The organism is Coleofasciculus sp. E1-EBD-02, assembly GCF_040218245.1.
Lineage (GTDB): Bacteria > Cyanobacteriota > Cyanobacteriia > Cyanobacteriales > Coleofasciculaceae > Coleofasciculus.
Map to the genome: position 1 here is coordinate 1 of NZ_JAVJQN010000020.1, position 16578 is coordinate 16578.

Here is a 16578-nt window from a genome sequence, read left to right on the forward strand (position 1 = left end):
GGTGTCTAGAGATTCCTAGACCTACATTTAAGCCAAGCTAGAGAAATGCTTGGAAGTGATTATCCCCTACCAACTCATGCCCTATTCATGACTTCCTGGCAGGTTATCTCTGCCAATCCCTAACCTCAACGAAGTAGGTTATGGTCCATGAATGGCAATGCTCTATCCCATCAAACCATACCACCCGCCGCTTGAAAGCGAGCTCTTGCTCTCTTTAAAGCTTGCGTGGCTTGGATTTTTTCTTGCCGATTGTCACTGGTTTCGACTTGGTTGAGACGTTCTTGGGCTTGAGAGAAAGCTTCTCGTGCGGCTTCCTTATCAATCGTCTCTCCCTGTTCCGCCCCATTAACCAGAATGGTTACTTCATCATTTTCAACTTCGGCAAATCCGCCCATCAGGGCAATGGGTATCCAGTCTTTCCCTGGACGAACTCGCATCACACCAATATCCAGGGCTGACAACAGGGGGGCGTGACCCGTCAAGATGCCCAGTTGACCCGTCGTACTGGGCAAAATTACTTCTTCAGCATCAGAATCCCAGACAATCTTGTCGGGAGAAACAACTCGAACAGTTAAGCTCATAATCTGTTAGTGGTCTTTGGTCATACTCAAGGGAGCGCTAATCAAGCTATCTTATTAGTCATTAGTCATTCACTGAGAAAAGCGTCATGACTAATGACTCAGCACTCAGAAGGGATTACCCTTTCATTTTCTCCGCTTTTGCGATCACTTGATCAATATCACCGACCAGGTAGAATGCCTGTTCGGGCAGGTCGTCCAATTCTCCATTCAGAATCATTTGGAATCCCTTGATGGTTTTGTCAAGAGAAACGTACTGACCGGGTAAACCTGTAAATACTTCCGCCACAAAGAAGGGCTGAGATAAGAAGCGCTCAATCTTCCGCGCCCGTGCCACCGTCAAACGGTCATCTTCCGACAATTCATCTAAACCCAGAATCGCAATAATATCCTGGAGTTCCTTATAGCGCTGTAGGGTTGACTGGACAGCACGCGCCGTTTGGTAATGCTCTTCACCTACAATATTGGGTTGAAGCATCGTTGACGTTGAATCAAGGGGGTCTACAGCGGGGTAGATTCCTTTGGATGCTAAAGCACGAGATAATACCGTCGTCGCATCAAGGTGAGCGAAGGTAGTTGCTGGTGCGGGGTCGGTTAAGTCGTCGGCTGGGACATAGACCGCTTGAATCGAGGTAATTGATCCTTCTTTGGTTGAGGTAATCCGCTCTTGCAGTTCACCCATTTCTGTAGCCAATGTGGGCTGATATCCCACAGCCGAAGGCATCCGACCGAGGAGTGCAGATACTTCTGAACCCGCTTGCACAAACCGGAAGATGTTGTCGATGAACAGTAGCACGTCCTGCTTGTTGACATCACGGAAATGTTCCGCCATCGTCAGCGCCGCCAGACCGACACGCATCCGGGCACCGGGGGGTTCGTTCATCTGACCGTAGACCAGCGCTACTTTAGACTGGCTGAGATCTTCTTCGTTAATAACCTTTGACTCTTTAAATTCGTTGTAAAGGTCATTTCCTTCACGGGTGCGTTCGCCCACACCACCAAATACCGACACACCACCGTGAGCTTTAGCAATGTTGTTGATCAGTTCTTGAATGATAACGGTTTTACCAACACCCGCTCCACCAAACAACCCAACTTTACCTCCGCGACGGTAGGGCGCCAGCAAGTCTACAACCTTAATCCCCGTTTCAAAAATCGACGGTTTGGTTTCCAGTTCGGTGAATTTAGGAGCCGAACGGTGAATGGGCGATCGCTCTTCGGTATTGACCGGACCCAATTCATCGACAGGCTCACCTAACACGTTGAAAATTCGTCCCAGGGTAGCACCGCCTACGGGAACACTAATGGCGGTGCCAGTGTCTACGGCTTCCATCCCTCGAACTAAGCCGTCCGTACCACTCATGGCAACGGCTCGGACTTGGTTATCACCGAGTAACTGCTGCACTTCGCAGGTTACGGCAACATCCTGTCCTGCTGCATTCTTACCTTCAATTCTCAAAGCATTGTAAATCCGGGGCATTTTGCCGCCAGGAAACTCAACATCGACAACAGGTCCGATGATTTGAGTAATAACGCCGGTGTTTGTTTTTTCTGTGGTGGCTACCATGCTTGCGTCTATTATATTCTGGGATAACGAGCGTGCTTCTGACTTCATAAAGCACTCAGGTGACAAAGGGCTTGCTATTTCTAGAAGCCCACACTATGCTCCATCGAGTCAGTGTGTGGAGTTGTCACAGCTTAAGAGCTTAACAATACCGCTCTCTAGATTACCACTTATGGGTATCGCAAACCCAGTAGCCCGTGAGTAATTAGCTAATCGCATTCAGTGTTCTTGTAAGTGAGCTTTCTGTTTGCGTCTAATCATTGTCCGAACCCCTAAGGTTGCCACTCCCAGCAATCCGAGTAAGCCGGATGGTTCTGGCACACTCTGGGGTTCTGGGTCATTCGGTTGAGTTTTTAGTAGGGGATCTTTTATGCCGAGAGACTTGCCTTTGGCGAAGACAGCAGAGTCCACAGTACCATCACCCCCATCTATGAGCTTGATCCTAAGAGTGTTCCGGGAATTTTGCTCAAGTAGTCCTTCAAAGGTCAATAACTTCGTAAAACCATCCAGCTTAGTATTGGCTATGTTATCTTCTGCTGGATTATTCACATAGTCATCATGGTACGAATCTGGATTTTTGGGTTTGGGAACCAGATTGTTAATCGTCACCCTTTTTCCATCACTTAACTTGGCTAAGTTAGTCCCGTTAAGTAATATTTCAAAAGAGTCATTGAATTCAGTCCCGCCAAATTCGACAAATTCTTCCGAGCCAAAGATATATTGGAAAAATAACTTTTCTGCTGTATCGTCAACATCAAAGCTGAGTTCCAAGGTCATCTTATCCCCTTGCATCCCTATTGCCCTCTGTTCATAGGAAGGGCTTTGCGGCTCAAAATCCGTACTCAAGTCATTGGGATCTCCCTCTGTAGCTGTAGGCACTAGTCCTCCATCTTCTGTGTTGAATCCGGGTAGTTCGGCAACTCTACCCGTACTCAAAACGATGCCCTCACGCAGATCAAAGGGATCGTCGCTGAAGATACCAAAGGCTTCTTCGTTGACGTTTCCCTGATCATCGTAAACTGTTAAATCAATGTTACTCAGTCCGGTCGTATCCCCTAACAAAGAATTCAGAAGTAAATCTGTATCACTCGTTGGCGTGATTGTAAATGCCATTGCTGGCAGTCCCCACAAGCTCAGAAGAGCCGTTGTTGCAATAGTGGTCGTTGTCGTCTTGATTGGTAGAAGCCCCATTGTTTTTCCCTCCTTCAAGGAAAATGGTTGCACAGTCGTCTGGTCGATTTCAAGCTCTATGGCTTGTCTTCACAGAAATAATACACTAATGTAAAGTTATGTTAAAGCTCTAAAGATTAGAGAGTTTTCTTGTTATCCTCCATTTTACTATCTAAACAAAATAATTGAGGGATCGCCTCTAACGCTGAGCAGAAACCCATGGGGATCAGAAACCAACGGAAATCGTAATAGATTAGTATTTGCAGCCACCTTGTATGAGGAGGATTTGTGGAGGACGGTGGTTCAGCCTTAAAACTGTATGCTAAAAAGACGTGATTTAGCACATTGATTTCCAATAATAATATTTTGCGCTAGTGCCTAGTGCAAGAAGGCAGAAATAAAACTACGTCACCATCATGCAGAAAGCAGTTATCATTTGTCCCGGTATTCACAATTCACAGTTGACACAGGAGTTTTTAGCTGGGTTACAACGCTGTGACTCTGGCAATGTAGGGCGTGTTCAGCAAATGTTAATTTTTCCCAGCCACGAGTATCCGGCATATTCAGCGATTCATATTTTGAACTATTTACAGCGTCATCTCACTCTAATGAACACCTCTGTTACTTTTATCAGTTTTAGTGCAGGAGTAGTTGGTGCGATTGGTGCAGCATGGGGATGGCAGATGCTTGGGGGAACCGTGAAAGCGCTGGTGGCGTTAGATGGGTGGGGTGTACCCTTATATGGAACGTTTCCCATTCATCGGCTGAGTCACGATTATTTTACCCACTGGAGTTCCGCCTTATTGGGAAGTGGTAACAGTCGTTTTTATGCTGACCCCCCAGTGGAACATCTAACGTTATGGGAAAAGCCGGATAGCTGTCTAGGGTGGGGGATACAACCCCTAAAGAATGGGAGAGAATGGCGACGTTATCTGACGGCGGCTGAGTTTGTGGTACAACTCTTGTCGGATTAACCGTTTTTGTCTCTATATCGGCACAATTCTACTCATCTTCCCCAACACCAGAGCCGATTAGTAATGGAATGGCTGGCGCTGTCTTGCACTGTCTTGGAAGTATCCAATCATGAAATAGCCTTTTAATCTAACTGATTCACCGGAAACGCTCCCGGTTTCACGAGAATTGTTTTTGTTTTCCCCTGACGATTCACTTCAATATCGAGATTCGCGCCCACTTCACTCGCTTCTACTTCTTCTTGTACATCCGAGGCAGTTTTAATCGGTTTTCCGCCAACTTTTTGAATAATATCACCCGGTTCAATACCCGCTTGTTGAGCTGGAGAATTAGGAACAACGCGGACGATCAAGACACCTTGGTCTTGAGTCACGTTTAAACCCACATCTCGCTCCTGATTAATTTCTTTGCGTAACTCTGGGGTTAATGTTACCATCTGAATTCCCAGATACGGATGGTCAACCCGACCTTTTTCAAAAAGCTGTTCAGCAATGCGTTGAGCGGTTTCAATGGGGATAGCAAAGCCTAATCCTTGAGCGTTGGCGCGAATCGCTGTATTAATGCCAATGACTTCACCATTGGCGTTTAATAAGGGTCCGCCGGAATTTCCAGGATTAATCGCCGCATCGGTTTGGATAAAACTAACTCGTTTTTCTGGAACTCCAACCTGAGAACTCGATCGCCCCAAAGCGCTAATGATACCAACGGTTACTGTATTATCTAAACCCAGAGGATTCCCGATCGCGATCGCCCATTCCCCAGGAATCAACTCATCGGCTTTACCCAAGCGGACGGTGGGCAAATCTTCCGCCTCAATTTTAATAATCGCCACATCGGTTACTGGGTCTGCCCCTAATACCCGACCCTCTAATGTCCGTCCATCTTTCAGTGTAACCTTGACGATATCCGCCCCATCGATAACATGAGCATTGGTAATAATCCGTCCATCTGACTCCAGAATAAAACCCGATCCGGTTCCCCGTTCCACGCGAGGTTCAGGAACTGGCATCTCATTGCCAAAAAAGCGGCGAAAGAAAGGATTTCTAAAGGGTTCGGGAACATCTTGGCTGAGCTGACGCGCCGCATCAATCCTCACCACCGCTGGTCCAACTTGCTCGACGGCTTGGGCAATAAAATTGAGATTGCCGGGAGCTGGACGATTGGAGCGTTTTGGGGCTAAGGGTTCCAATACCGCCGGCACCGCTTCTGGAGGATTGACCCCTTGGGGTTCAGCCATAAGGTAGCGACTACCTAAAACCCCTGCTCCACCGCCTAAGCCTAGCAAGGTCAGATAAACGGTTAGCTGCTTTAATGATAAACTCATGGTCTTGGAAACGGGTAGTTTTTGCAGGGGTTGACAAGCGCGATCGCAACTCGTCCATTATGCTGAGTTGCTGCCTTTAATTGTACAACCTTCCTTTTCAGAGTGCCTCAGCTTCCCCAGCTTCCCCAGCTTCCAGACGTAGCATGCTACGTCTCTACATTGCTTCCCCAGCTCTCTGTGCTCTACCCGTTTCTACTGGGAAAGGTCATCGATGCCTGATGATGCTGTCGCAGCGGAATTTCAATCACAAACTCACTGCCTTGCCCCAGTTCAGAATTACACTGAAGATATCCCCCATGTTTTTCCACGACAATCTGATAGCTAATTGACAAACCCAAACCTGTACCTTTTCCGACTGGTTTAGTGGTGAAAAACGGATCGAATAGACGTTGACGCACAATCTCAGTCATACCAGCTCCATTATCCGTAATGCGAACCACCACCCATTGATTCACCAACAATGATTTTGCCTGGGACTTAGGACGCTTCACGTCTTTAATTGCGGTCTGAATCACAATCGTGGGATAAGGACTAGAGGATTGTCCATTAGACAACTGGGCTTGAGCATTTAACTGTCTCAACTCTTCGAGCGCATCAATGGCATTACTCAGTAGATTCATAAACACTTGGTTGAGTTGTCCCGGATAACATTCCACCAAGGGTAAATCTCCATAGTCCTTCACCAACTGCACTTCAACTAGACCGGGCGTCGCTTTGAGCTGATTTTGGAGAATCAACAACGTATTGTCTAATCCCTCATGCAAATCCACTGATTTCATTTCCGCTTGATCCAAGCGGGAGAAATTTCGCAACGACAGCACCAAGTTGCGAATGCGATCGGCACCCAGTTTCATTGAGTTAATCAGTTTAGGCAAGTCCGTTTTGACAAACTCTAAGTCAATGTCCTCTGTCGTTTCTTGAATTTCGGATACAGGCTGAGGATAGTACTGCTCATAGAGTTCCAGCAGACCCATCACGTCCTGAACATACTGAGAAGCGTAAGCAATATTACCGTAAATAAAATTAATCGGATTATTAATTTCGTGAGCCACACCAGCAACCAGTTGTCCCAAAGACGACATTTTTTCGCTCTGAATCAACTGACTTTGATAAGAATGCAGTTGCTGGATCATGCGTGTGAGTTCGCGGGTTTGTTTTTTCAACTGGGCTTCACTTTGCCGCAGCGCTGTTTCTACCCGTTGGCGTTCTAGAATATCCTGTTGAAGCTGGACATTGGCTTGAGTAAGCTGTGCTGTGCGTTGTTCAACTTGAATTTTCAATTGGTCATGAGATTTTTGCAGGGCTAACTCCGCTCGCTGACGCTCCCCAATTTCGTGACGTAGCCGTTCATTCGTCTGGGCTAATTCCGAGGTTCGTTCTTCCACCGCCTGTTGCAGGAGTTCGATTACCCCATACATTTCCACGGGGTTAAGCACTTGCAGTAGGCTGGTTTGGGAAACAATCCCCACTAATTCTCCCTGATTGCCGCGAACCACTAACCGTCGCACCCGATGCTGCTGCATTTGCTCGTGGGCGAGCCATAAGGAATCCGATGTACCCAGACAAAATAGGGGCGTACTCATCGCCTCTTGAGCTTTCAGGCGGGATAAATCTAGTTCTAGTGCCTGAAACTGCACAATATCGCGTTCCGTGACGATACCCACGGGAATCAGGGACTGAGAATAAAGGATTGGACATGAGCAAGAGGCTTTAGTCAAAGGAGCAGAACATCCGGCTGGCGTGAGGGCGTCTTGTTCTCCAGGCTGAATTTCCGAATCTCTGACTTGAGTAATCACCACGCAACTGACTTGATGCTCTGTCATGAGCTGGGCTAACTGTAGCACCGCTGTAGTTACGGGTGCATGAATCACCGTTCTGGTCATGACATCTTGGACACAGCGCAATCGCGTCAGTAGATTAACGGGTTGCAGGGCTTTACGAATACTCTCATGGGTGACAATTCCCATAGGTTGCCCTTGGTCATTGACAATCGGTAGGTGACGAATCCGATGTTGGCGTAAGAGTCCCAATGCGGTAAAGATATCGTGAGACGGCGACGGTTGCAGCGTAATCGCGGGTCGGGTCATGATTTCGGAAATATTGACTCGGCTTAAGGAAAGACCAGCCGCCGCTAACCTAACGATATCGCGCTCAGTAAATACGCCAATCAGTCGCTCTCCCTCCATGACCAATACACAACCTGCTGCCGTATCCGCAACCCCAAACACGGCGTCTTCTTCCTGAGACAGGCAGGAAATTTGCGGGAGATTCGCTGGGATGTGACTCATGTCAGTTCCTAACACTTGGCTGGGTAACCGACAACTGCGAAATCGACTCATGAGCGCCAAGACATCCACCAGAGGAATATCTGGTGCGACGGTCAAAAAATTGGCATCAATTGCTGGTTCTAGAGCTAAGGAATGAAAAGGCAGACCACTAGGCTGCATGAGCAATGTCTCTGGGGTGAATATTGGCGTAGCTAGGCAGAGTTACGGGGATGGTAACGGGTTCGATAAAGATTGACAGGTTGGTTTGGTTATGATAATAGCTATTTGATAGCTACGACAGTTATCCACCTGCCAAGGAGGAGCATTAGCTAGGAAAGATGAGAGTTGCACCCTGGAAGTCTTGAGAACTTCAGTTACTTGGTTTTACTGGCAATTTTACGCTGTTGTTTTCCATTTTTCCGTCTATTTTTTTTAAGACTGCAACAAATCGTTACATTTAAGGTAACAAAATTTTATATTTAGATCTCGTGAGTCAGGTAGGCATTCTCCGGCAGTTGATCACGATTGAGAGGATTGACTCAATGCCCCCTTACCAAAGAATTTCGGTGGTTCGTTTAAGGTATAGACTTGAGTTTCCGAGGCGATCGCACGACGGATATAGGCAGGGGTTTGTAACAGTCCTAATAACGCCACACCGTCGATTAGGCGCAAGCCCCCCGTTGTCTTGTCTTGCAGGTGTTGGTCAACGGTAGCCGGATTGGGTTGAGAATCAATGGCTTGGGCAGACGCGATCGCAAATCCCCAGGGTTCACCGTAGGTGGGGGTGTAGCAACAATAGGAGTGTATATGTGGAAAAACAGTATTTAAGGTATTGACTAGACGAGCATGGGCTTTGACCGCGAACGTTCCCACCGGTCCAGCTTGTAGGACTAAAAACCCATTGGGTGTCAGAACGCGCTGAACTTTCTCAAAAAACTCTTTGGTAAACAGCTTATAGGATGGTCCTTCTTCAATCGGATCAGATAGATCGGAGATGACAATATCCCACTGTTGTTCCATCTTGTCTAAAATATCTAGAGCGTCACCAATAACCAGTTGAGTTCGAGGATCATCAAAGGCATTTTGATGCATTTCTGGCAGATGTTGTCGGCAAGCCTCCACAACCTCACCATCAATATCCACCATCATCACCTGCTCAACGGTTTTCCAGCGCAGGATTTCGCGTACCGTTGCTCCTTCACCCCCGCCCAATACAAGAACACGACGCGGATTAGGGTGACTAATCATAGCGGGGTGAACCAGGGATTCATGGTAAATAAACTCATCCCCTGTACAGGATTGCCATTTGCCGTCTAAAACTAAGGCTTTACCATAGGCTCCTGTTTCCACAATATACATTTCCTGATAGGCTGTTTTTTTATGAGCTAAAACCTTGGTAATCCCGTGAATATAGATATCCCAAGGTGTGATATACTCACTTATCCACAAATCGGCATCAACCTGACTACCAGCCATACAGCCTCCTTCTTCCTAATTACACAGAATTACACCGATCGTCATTATTACAGAAATAAGCAACCGACAACAGGCAACGGGAGGACGCCAGTGTTAGATTTTAGACTTTAGCGGTAAGTCGTCGGTAGGAACAATAAAAATTAACGGCTGAGAACTCGCTTCCTTTGAGAAGCAAACTATGTCATTTGTTTATGTAAGGGTTTAAGGTTTATTTACATAACTTAATATAGTTGAGTTTGTTTCCACCAACCTATTTAGTAGGAATGTCCAGGTTTAGCTTACCCCGACTCTCTAAGCCGCATCGAACAATGTCAGAATTTGGTGGAAGATGGGTTCATCGGCGCGAGTTTGTAGGATAGCGCCAGCTAATTCAATAAATTTATGATCTTTTTGGTTGTTATGTTCAATCAATTTGCTGGCTGGATGAAACGTCAGGTCATCAGTTTGTAATTCATTCGTTTTTCCCGTTTGTAAACCCAAAAACCCCGGTTTCCAGGAGATCGATTTACCCCGCAAGGTAAATTGAAACCACTCAATTTTGCCGTGGCGAAGTTCTACCACTACATCAAAATAAGGCTCACCTCCTTGATACCAAACTTTGGTGATCCCCTCTTTCGCTGGGCTTAATATCCCCGGATCGATCTGTCGGAGGGAAGCTCCTAATCGTTTAATTTCATCTTGATCCATCTGCGTCACGAATTTGAGTCTCAGCTCCCTGGTATGTCCGCATGAAGGTAAGCTGATCGCTAAAACTATATACTGGATACGCCAATATCGCCAATGACTCCGGATTTCTAGGTAAACAGAGAAAATTTGCCGCCGGCTATAAATTGATTGATGAGAAGCGCGATCGCCTCACCTGAGAATTGTAGACCTTTTGCGCCGCCGCCCTTGGTGAAACGTTCAAAGGGAAACGTTGCGAGGGTTGATTGGTGTCCCAGCTTAACCTTCACCTATATCTTTAAATATATCTGCAAGAATCGTATTGGAAAATAAGAAGCCGTCGGGGTCACTCAATCTGATCCGTCCACTGATGGGTCTGTTTGAGACTGCTTGCATATCGATAACACTCCCATCGGGATTTACTATTTTGATCCAACCTTTGTCAACCGATGGCTGTAAACTGCGCCAAATCCTTTCTATCAGGGTTTCACCAAATTTTTCCCTCAACGCGGATAGACTCAAACCGTCTGCCAGACGCAATCCTAACATGACGGTTTCTAAGAGGATGTCAGTGGTACTACTTGGAGGAGACTCAAGGACGCCTCTTGCCTGGATAAATTGTTCTACCCAAGCATAATACTCTCGTCGGGTGCGGGGTCGAGTAAACCGCCGCCCCTGGATATAACTAGCCGCCCCCATACCAAATCCATAGAAAGGACGGTTTTCCCAATACACCCGATTATGTCGGCATTGGTGAGTTGGTAGAGCATAGTTGGATATCTCATAATGGTCATACCCGGCATCAGTAAGGAGTTGCTGGGCAAGGTAATACATTTGAGCTGTGGTTTCGTCAGTCGGTAAGGGAGAAATGCCGGGGCTGTACTGCCGTCCAAAGGCGGTGACGGGTTCTATAGTCAAGTCATAGCAGGAGATATGGGTAGGGGCAAGCTGAATGGCGGCGGCTAGGGATTCCTGCCACTGTTCTAAGGTTTGAGTGGGTAATCCAGAAATCAAATCTAAACTCCAGTCGGGAACCTCTACTTGGCGGAGCAACTCAACGGCGGTGAAGATATGATTAAGCTGGTGCGATCGCCCACAAATGCCCAATAGTTCATCCTGAAAGGCTTGAACTCCCAGGCTCACTCGATTCACGCCCGCATCCCGGTATCCTTTGATCTGCGACAGGTCGAATGTGCCTGGGTCTATTTCCATGGAAATCTCAGCATCGGTAGTTATGCCAAACTGCTGTGCTAAGGTATCCAGAATGCGGTTTAACTGTTGAGTGGATAACAGAGAGGGGGTGCCACCACCAAAGAAAATGGTTGAGAGAGAACAAGTCGAGGCTGGTGTTGTTTGAATTTCTTGAGCTAAGACCTCAACATATTCCTCAATCGTGCCGGACGTACTGCCCCTGGCTTTATCGCCGACTACAGATACAGGAAAGTCACAGTAGTAGCATCGGCGTCGGCAGAAGGGGATATGGATGTAGGCGGAATGGGCAATTCCCATCTCGATGATTTTCTCAGATTTGTTTGAAAAATTTAACATATTAGGCGGAAAATTGGCGAATAATTCTTAACATTTGATTGGCAAGTAGTAGATCGATGGAAATAAACTAAACAAAATTACGTTTTGTAAATGTTATTTAATTTATGGCAACCAATGATGTCCGAATTATGAGTTATGAAGCTGAATGACCTGTTCCCTAACCCCTAATGATCCTCACCATTTATGCTGACAGACTTATTAGTTCAAGGTATTTTTAGAAAAAATCTTGAGTGATTAACAAAAAAGGGCTAGAACTGTACTCGCTTATACGAAAACCTGAAGATTTGAGCTAAGCCGATAGGTATAGGAAAACAAAATGGAGGGAAAGATATAATAAATGTGATTAACCTCTATCATTATAAATCTTGAATAGAATCGAAAGATTTGCCAGATAAACCACTTGGATTGGAACCATGCTTGATTTTGTCATTATTCTTTTATTCATCCTAGGAGGAGCAGGTGTAGGGTTCGACATTGTTGAACTGCTTCCGCCTTCCGTGCAAGAACAGATTACCAATCTGGAGGCGCTGCGCTGGATTTTAGCCAGTTTTACCGCCATTATCGGTTTTGCGGTTGGGTTAACGGTGCAGGTGACCTATCGTCGTTTGGAAAAGCAGGTACGCCAACTGCCAATTGAGGTAATTTTAACCCGGGCAGTCGGATTGGTGTTGGGGCTGCTGTTAGCGAATTTAATGCTAGCCCCGATTTTCTTTCTACCTTTTCCCTCTGAGTTTGCCTTTATCAAGCCCCTGGCGGCAATTTTGGGCAGTGTGATGTTTGCCTTTCTGGGAATCAGTCTGGCAGATACCCACGGTCGGACTTTTTTGCGACTGATTAATCCAAACAGCTTGGACACGATGTTGGTAGCAGAAGGGACGCTCAAACCAGCGACGAGCAAGGTACTCGACACCAGTTGTATTATCGATGGTCGCATTGAGGAACTGTTGAATACAGGGTTTGTCGAGGGTCAACTCCTCATCCCCCAGTTTGTGTTGCAAGAGTTACAGCAGTTAGCCGATGCAGCGAATGATCAAAAGCGGATTCGGGGACGGCGTGGGTTGGATATTCTCAAAGCTATGCAAACCGCTTATCCGGAACGCCTGATTATTCACCCGGCTGATTATGAGGATATTCAGACGGTGGATGCCAAATTGGTTCGGTTGACTCAGGAAATTAATGGCACGCTTTTGACGAATGACTACAATCTGAGTAAAGTGGCTAATTTGCAAAAAGTCCCGGTACTCAATGTCAATGATCTGGCTCACGCTGTACGTCCAATTTATCTGCCGGGTGATAGCCTGGAACTGAAAATCCTCAAGGAGGGGAAAGAACCCTCTCAAGGCGTAGGTTATCTAGACGATGGCACGATGGTGGTTGTGGAAGAAGGACGTAACCACCTTGGCGCTGAAATGCGAGTTGTGGTCACTTCGGCTTTACAGACATCTGCTGGACGGATGATTTTTGCTCGTCCTCAAGCATCTGTGGCGGCGTAAAGCTATGAATTGGCTGCAGTTGAGGTGGCTACAGGTCTGGAAACGGTGCTGGAAAATCAGCACCGTTTTTGATCAGTTGCCAAACTAATCTCTAGGAAAGAACCTTGCTGTGTAAGAATGGTTTAGGATTGCCAGAGTAATTTCTGGCAAGATGTAGGCTGTTTAAAAGAAAACGAGCTTTTTGTGCCAGGAACCCCACGGCTGTAAGCCGGGGGCTTGAAAAAAGCCCAAACCTGACCAGCCTAAGACCTATTTAAATATTGCAGTCGTGTACACGGGAAGGATGGATACCAATACAGCTTCTCTCGGAAGCCCTGTCGGGCTGCTGTTTATGTAAGAGGGTGAATTCTTCCATAAGCATAAATGACAGGGGTTTCCATCCACCCCCTTACTAACCCTAATTTTCGATGAAAGTTGGCGATCGCGTTCGAGTTAAGACATCTGTTATTGTTTACCACAATCCTGCCCACCGCAATGAGCCGTTTGATATCAAGGGTATGGAAGGCGAAGTCATTGCTATCGTTACAGAATGGCAAGGGCGACCCGTGAGCGCTAACTTACCGATTCAGGTTAAATTTGATAAAAAGTTTCGCGGTCACTTCCGGGAAGATGAGTTAGAAGTGGTTTAACCTTGCCAAGCTAGTAGGGTGGGCATTGCCCACCAGCCTTAAGTCAGTGGCATTCATTTTGATCTACTGGTTTTGCATTTTGAGCTATAACCGCATCTTGGGATCATCATCCTCTATGTAGATTTCTGCTATTTCACACCTGGGTAAACTACCAAGGTGGGGATACTCATTCTGTGATATTCTCACCCGATTTCTGCTGCCGACTCCATCGTTTTGAAAAATGACCCCACAGCAGGCTAACAAAACCCAGCATAGATTACCCTTGAAGCAATGGTTTAAGGGAATTATTAGCGGACTACTTGGATTCATCCTGTTTCTGTCCCTGTCCGGCTTTCCCGCATTGGCGAAAAATGAACCCTTGCAGTTTCCTATTTTAGATCGCCAACCGCAGGAACCGATTCAAACAGAACCCCCGGTTTCCCCAGCAGCGGGTACGCCCGGAATTATTAGCCAACAGGAATTTGCCAATTATGTAAATAATTTCTTTGACCAAGAGATGTCCAAATCTCACGTTCCGGGGGCGGTAATTTCTGTAGTCAAAGATGGAACTGTTTTTTTCGCCAAAGGCTATGGCTATGCCAACCTGGAGAAAAAAACTCCCGTTGTTGCCGATCGCACGTTGTTTCGGGTGGCGTCTTTGTCTAAACTCTTCACGGCTACCGCCACAATGCAATTGTATGAGCAGGGACGGCTTGATCTAGAGGGTGATGTTAGCCAATACCTGGAAGGCTTTCAACTTGACAACCCCCACTCTCAACCTGTGACCTTTGCCCAGCTAATGATGCATACCGATGGTAGTACGAAGCGTCTGGTTGGACTCGCCGCCCGCACTGAAAAAGAGATGACGCCTCTAGGGGATTACCTGGCTGATTATATGCCACCGATTGTCTGGCAACCGGGAAAATTGTACAGCTATTCTAACCATGCGATCGCGTTATTGGGTTACTTGGTGGAACAGATATCAGGTCATCCTTATCAGGACTATATCAACAAAAATATTTTACAACCCCTCGATATGCAGCGCAGCAGCTTTGCTCAACCTCCACCACCGGATTTAGCGGATGATTTGGCGGTTGGCTATCAGTATCAAAAAGGCAACTACAAAGCGGTTCCCTACCTCTACCTTGATATTGCACCCGCCGCCTCTCTGAGTGCCACCGCCATGGATATGGCACATTTTATGATTGCTCACTTGCAACAGGGGCGTTATCAAAACCAGCGTATCTTAGAGGCGGATACGGCGAAACTCATGCACCAGACTCACTTTAAACCTCACCCAAAATTACCCGGAACTGGCTACGGGTTTCGGGAACGTCTGGTTAATAATATGCGTGCGATCGGGCATTTAGGTAGTTTGCGGGGGTATTCGAGTTCGCTGACGTTAATCCCTGACCAAAATATTGGTATTTTTATTGCCTCTAATAGTTTTAGCGGAATTCATAGTAAATTCCTTACCCAGTTTTTTGATCATTATTTTCCAGTTGACCAGGAGTCTAAACCCGTTCAATCCCTTGATGCTTCCCAGGTAGAACTGGATCGGTTTACGGGAACTTACCGAGATCTGGAATATCCCCGCCATACGTTGGCAAAACTAGCCGGATCATTCAAACATATCCACATTAAAAAAGGTGATAACAACCGATTGCAAATTCAGACGCCCAATCTCTTCTTTTTAAATAAAATCAAACCCGTTCAACTCGAACCTGTAGCCCCCCTGTTATTTAAACGAGTGGATACGCCGACGTTTACGGCGTTTGAGGAAAATGAGGCGGGAGAGATTACTTTTGCCTACAATCCCCTATTTCCCAAGATTGGCACGTATGAGCGTATATCCTGGTATGAAGGAATTTGGGTGCAGTTTGGACTGGTTGGGTTTTGTGTTGTGGTGTTCCTATCCGCCATGATTAGGGGAATCGTACATCCTTTAACTTGTCCGCCGTAAGTCCCCCGTCATAATTTTAAATTTGACGGTGGGATATAAGGCGGTTTTAGTGTTATAAGAGATGCAAACGGTTATACAGGAATGTTCTTCCGGGCTTGTGAGAGTGAAAGGTAGGCTTATACGCTATAGCATCCACTGCTTTAGGGTTGCCGGAACCTCCACGAAAGCAAAGAACTGGTGTGAAAGCACTATTAGCAATAAAACGGAAATGCATTGTACCCAGGGACTCTGGGGAATCAAAACGCCTATGCAGTCGGTCTGTCGGGGAGTAAGTCATGGGGCTGCTCTAGATAAGTGGCGAAAAACTCGTCAGAGTTGTAACTAGGAATGTCCTATTGTGAGGTAGGAAGCCTACTCCATAATCTTCGATTTGGTGTAGGAGGATGTCACTTCATCTTTCCTCTAATAAATGAGAGAATCTTTTTTACAGACCAATGACGAGCGATCGCTAAACTCACCGCCTGTACCTTATGTCTGGGTAGTGATATGGCACGGGTAACATAACCATTATCAGATTTAGCATTCCCCCGTTTCTCTTCCCATCGATAAGCCCAGTACCAGTGTGCTGGATTATCTGGGTCGCGTTCACCTTGAACACGGGGATAGGTGGCGATGATACCTTGTTTAAGTTTCTTGTTCTTGGTGTAGTGTTCCAGCCAGCCACTGGCTCGTGAGGGTTTTGGATTTTTCCCTAGAACTGAGTCGGATTTTGGTTCTAGGGGATTTTTACTTTCCCCTAGAACTGAGTCAGATTTTGGTTCTAGGGGATTTTTACTTTCCCCTAGAACTGAGTCAGATTTTGGTTCTAGGGGATTTTTACTTTCCCCTAGAACTGAGTCGGGTTTTAGTTCTAGGGGATTTTTACTTTCCCCTAGAACTGAGTCAGATTTTGGTTCTAGGGGATTTCCACTTTCCCCTAGAACTGAGTCGGGTTTTAGTTCTAGGGGATTTT

14 protein-coding genes are annotated in these 16578 nt (G+C 46.5%); 4 read left to right on the top strand and 10 right to left on the bottom strand.

Going from position 1 to position 16578, the window contains the following annotated elements:
* Window positions 1-170: 170 nt before the first annotated feature.
* The 3 genes from atpC to RIC07_RS03285 form a co-directional block, all read right to left on the bottom strand.
* Entirely contained in the window at window positions 171-581 is a 411-nt protein-coding gene (gene atpC, locus RIC07_RS03275) for an ATP synthase F1 subunit epsilon (protein ID WP_446376963.1), read from the bottom strand.
* A 115-nt stretch (window positions 582-696) separates the two neighbouring features.
* The gene (gene atpD / locus RIC07_RS03280) at window positions 697-2145 is read right to left on the bottom strand and encodes a F0F1 ATP synthase subunit beta (protein ID WP_446393267.1); all 1449 of its coding nucleotides are present in this window, start codon (window positions 2143-2145) and stop codon (window positions 697-699) included.
* A gap of 216 nt (window positions 2146-2361) precedes the next feature.
* Window positions 2362-3333 carry a choice-of-anchor L domain-containing protein gene (locus RIC07_RS03285; RefSeq protein ID WP_446393258.1) on the bottom strand — a complete coding sequence of 324 codons (972 nt, stop codon included), beginning with the start codon at window positions 3331-3333 and terminating at the stop codon, window positions 2362-2364.
* 395 nt (window positions 3334-3728) lie between these two features.
* Here RIC07_RS03285 and RIC07_RS03290 point away from each other — a divergent pair, with 395 nt between their 5' ends.
* Entirely contained in the window at window positions 3729-4286 is a 558-nt protein-coding gene (locus RIC07_RS03290) for a hypothetical protein (RefSeq protein ID WP_446393259.1), read from the top strand.
* A 122-nt stretch (window positions 4287-4408) separates the two neighbouring features.
* Here RIC07_RS03290 and RIC07_RS03295 read toward each other — a convergent pair whose 3' ends face one another.
* The 6 genes from RIC07_RS03295 to hemW all read right to left on the bottom strand — a co-directional run bounded on the left by RIC07_RS03295 (window position 4409) and on the right by hemW (window position 11562).
* Window positions 4409-5608: an HhoA/HhoB/HtrA family serine endopeptidase gene (locus RIC07_RS03295; protein ID WP_446393260.1), complete on the bottom strand. Its 1200-nt coding sequence runs from the start codon at window positions 5606-5608 to the stop codon at window positions 4409-4411.
* 182 nt (window positions 5609-5790) lie between these two features.
* Entirely contained in the window at window positions 5791-8055 is a 2265-nt protein-coding gene (locus RIC07_RS03300; RefSeq protein WP_446393261.1) for a CBS domain-containing protein, read from the bottom strand.
* Window positions 8056-8394: 339 nt separating this feature from the next.
* The gene (gene speE / locus RIC07_RS03305) at window positions 8395-9351 is read right to left on the bottom strand and encodes a polyamine aminopropyltransferase (protein WP_446393262.1); all 957 of its coding nucleotides are present in this window, start codon (window positions 9349-9351) and stop codon (window positions 8395-8397) included.
* 291 nt (window positions 9352-9642) lie between these two features.
* Complete coding sequence (locus RIC07_RS03310; RefSeq protein WP_446393268.1) at window positions 9643-10038, bottom strand: hypothetical protein; 396 nt, start codon at window positions 10036-10038, stop codon at window positions 9643-9645.
* Between the two features lie 107 nt (window positions 10039-10145).
* Window positions 10146-10304, bottom strand: coding sequence for a hypothetical protein (locus tag RIC07_RS03315; RefSeq protein WP_446393263.1), 159 nt, complete (start codon window positions 10302-10304; stop codon window positions 10146-10148).
* Window positions 10294-11562 carry a radical SAM family heme chaperone HemW gene (hemW, locus tag RIC07_RS03320; protein ID WP_446393264.1) on the bottom strand — a complete coding sequence of 423 codons (1269 nt, stop codon included), beginning with the start codon at window positions 11560-11562 and terminating at the stop codon, window positions 10294-10296. The genes RIC07_RS03315 and hemW overlap by 11 nt, the downstream gene beginning before the upstream one ends.
* A gap of 413 nt (window positions 11563-11975) precedes the next feature.
* Between hemW and RIC07_RS03325 the strand changes: the two genes are divergently transcribed.
* The 3 genes from RIC07_RS03325 to RIC07_RS03335 all read left to right on the top strand — a co-directional run bounded on the left by RIC07_RS03325 (window position 11976) and on the right by RIC07_RS03335 (window position 15626).
* Window positions 11976-13055, top strand: coding sequence for a PIN/TRAM domain-containing protein (locus tag RIC07_RS03325; protein ID WP_006103287.1), 1080 nt, complete (start codon window positions 11976-11978; stop codon window positions 13053-13055).
* A 407-nt stretch (window positions 13056-13462) separates the two neighbouring features.
* Complete coding sequence (locus tag RIC07_RS03330; RefSeq protein ID WP_446377911.1) at window positions 13463-13684, top strand: ferredoxin-thioredoxin reductase variable chain; 222 nt, start codon at window positions 13463-13465, stop codon at window positions 13682-13684.
* 220 nt (window positions 13685-13904) lie between these two features.
* Window positions 13905-15626, top strand: coding sequence for a serine hydrolase domain-containing protein (locus RIC07_RS03335; protein ID WP_446393265.1), 1722 nt, complete (start codon window positions 13905-13907; stop codon window positions 15624-15626).
* A gap of 386 nt (window positions 15627-16012) precedes the next feature.
* Here RIC07_RS03335 and RIC07_RS03340 read toward each other — a convergent pair.
* On the bottom strand, window positions 16013-16578 hold a 566-nt coding region (locus tag RIC07_RS03340; protein WP_446393266.1), incomplete at its 5' end, for a hypothetical protein.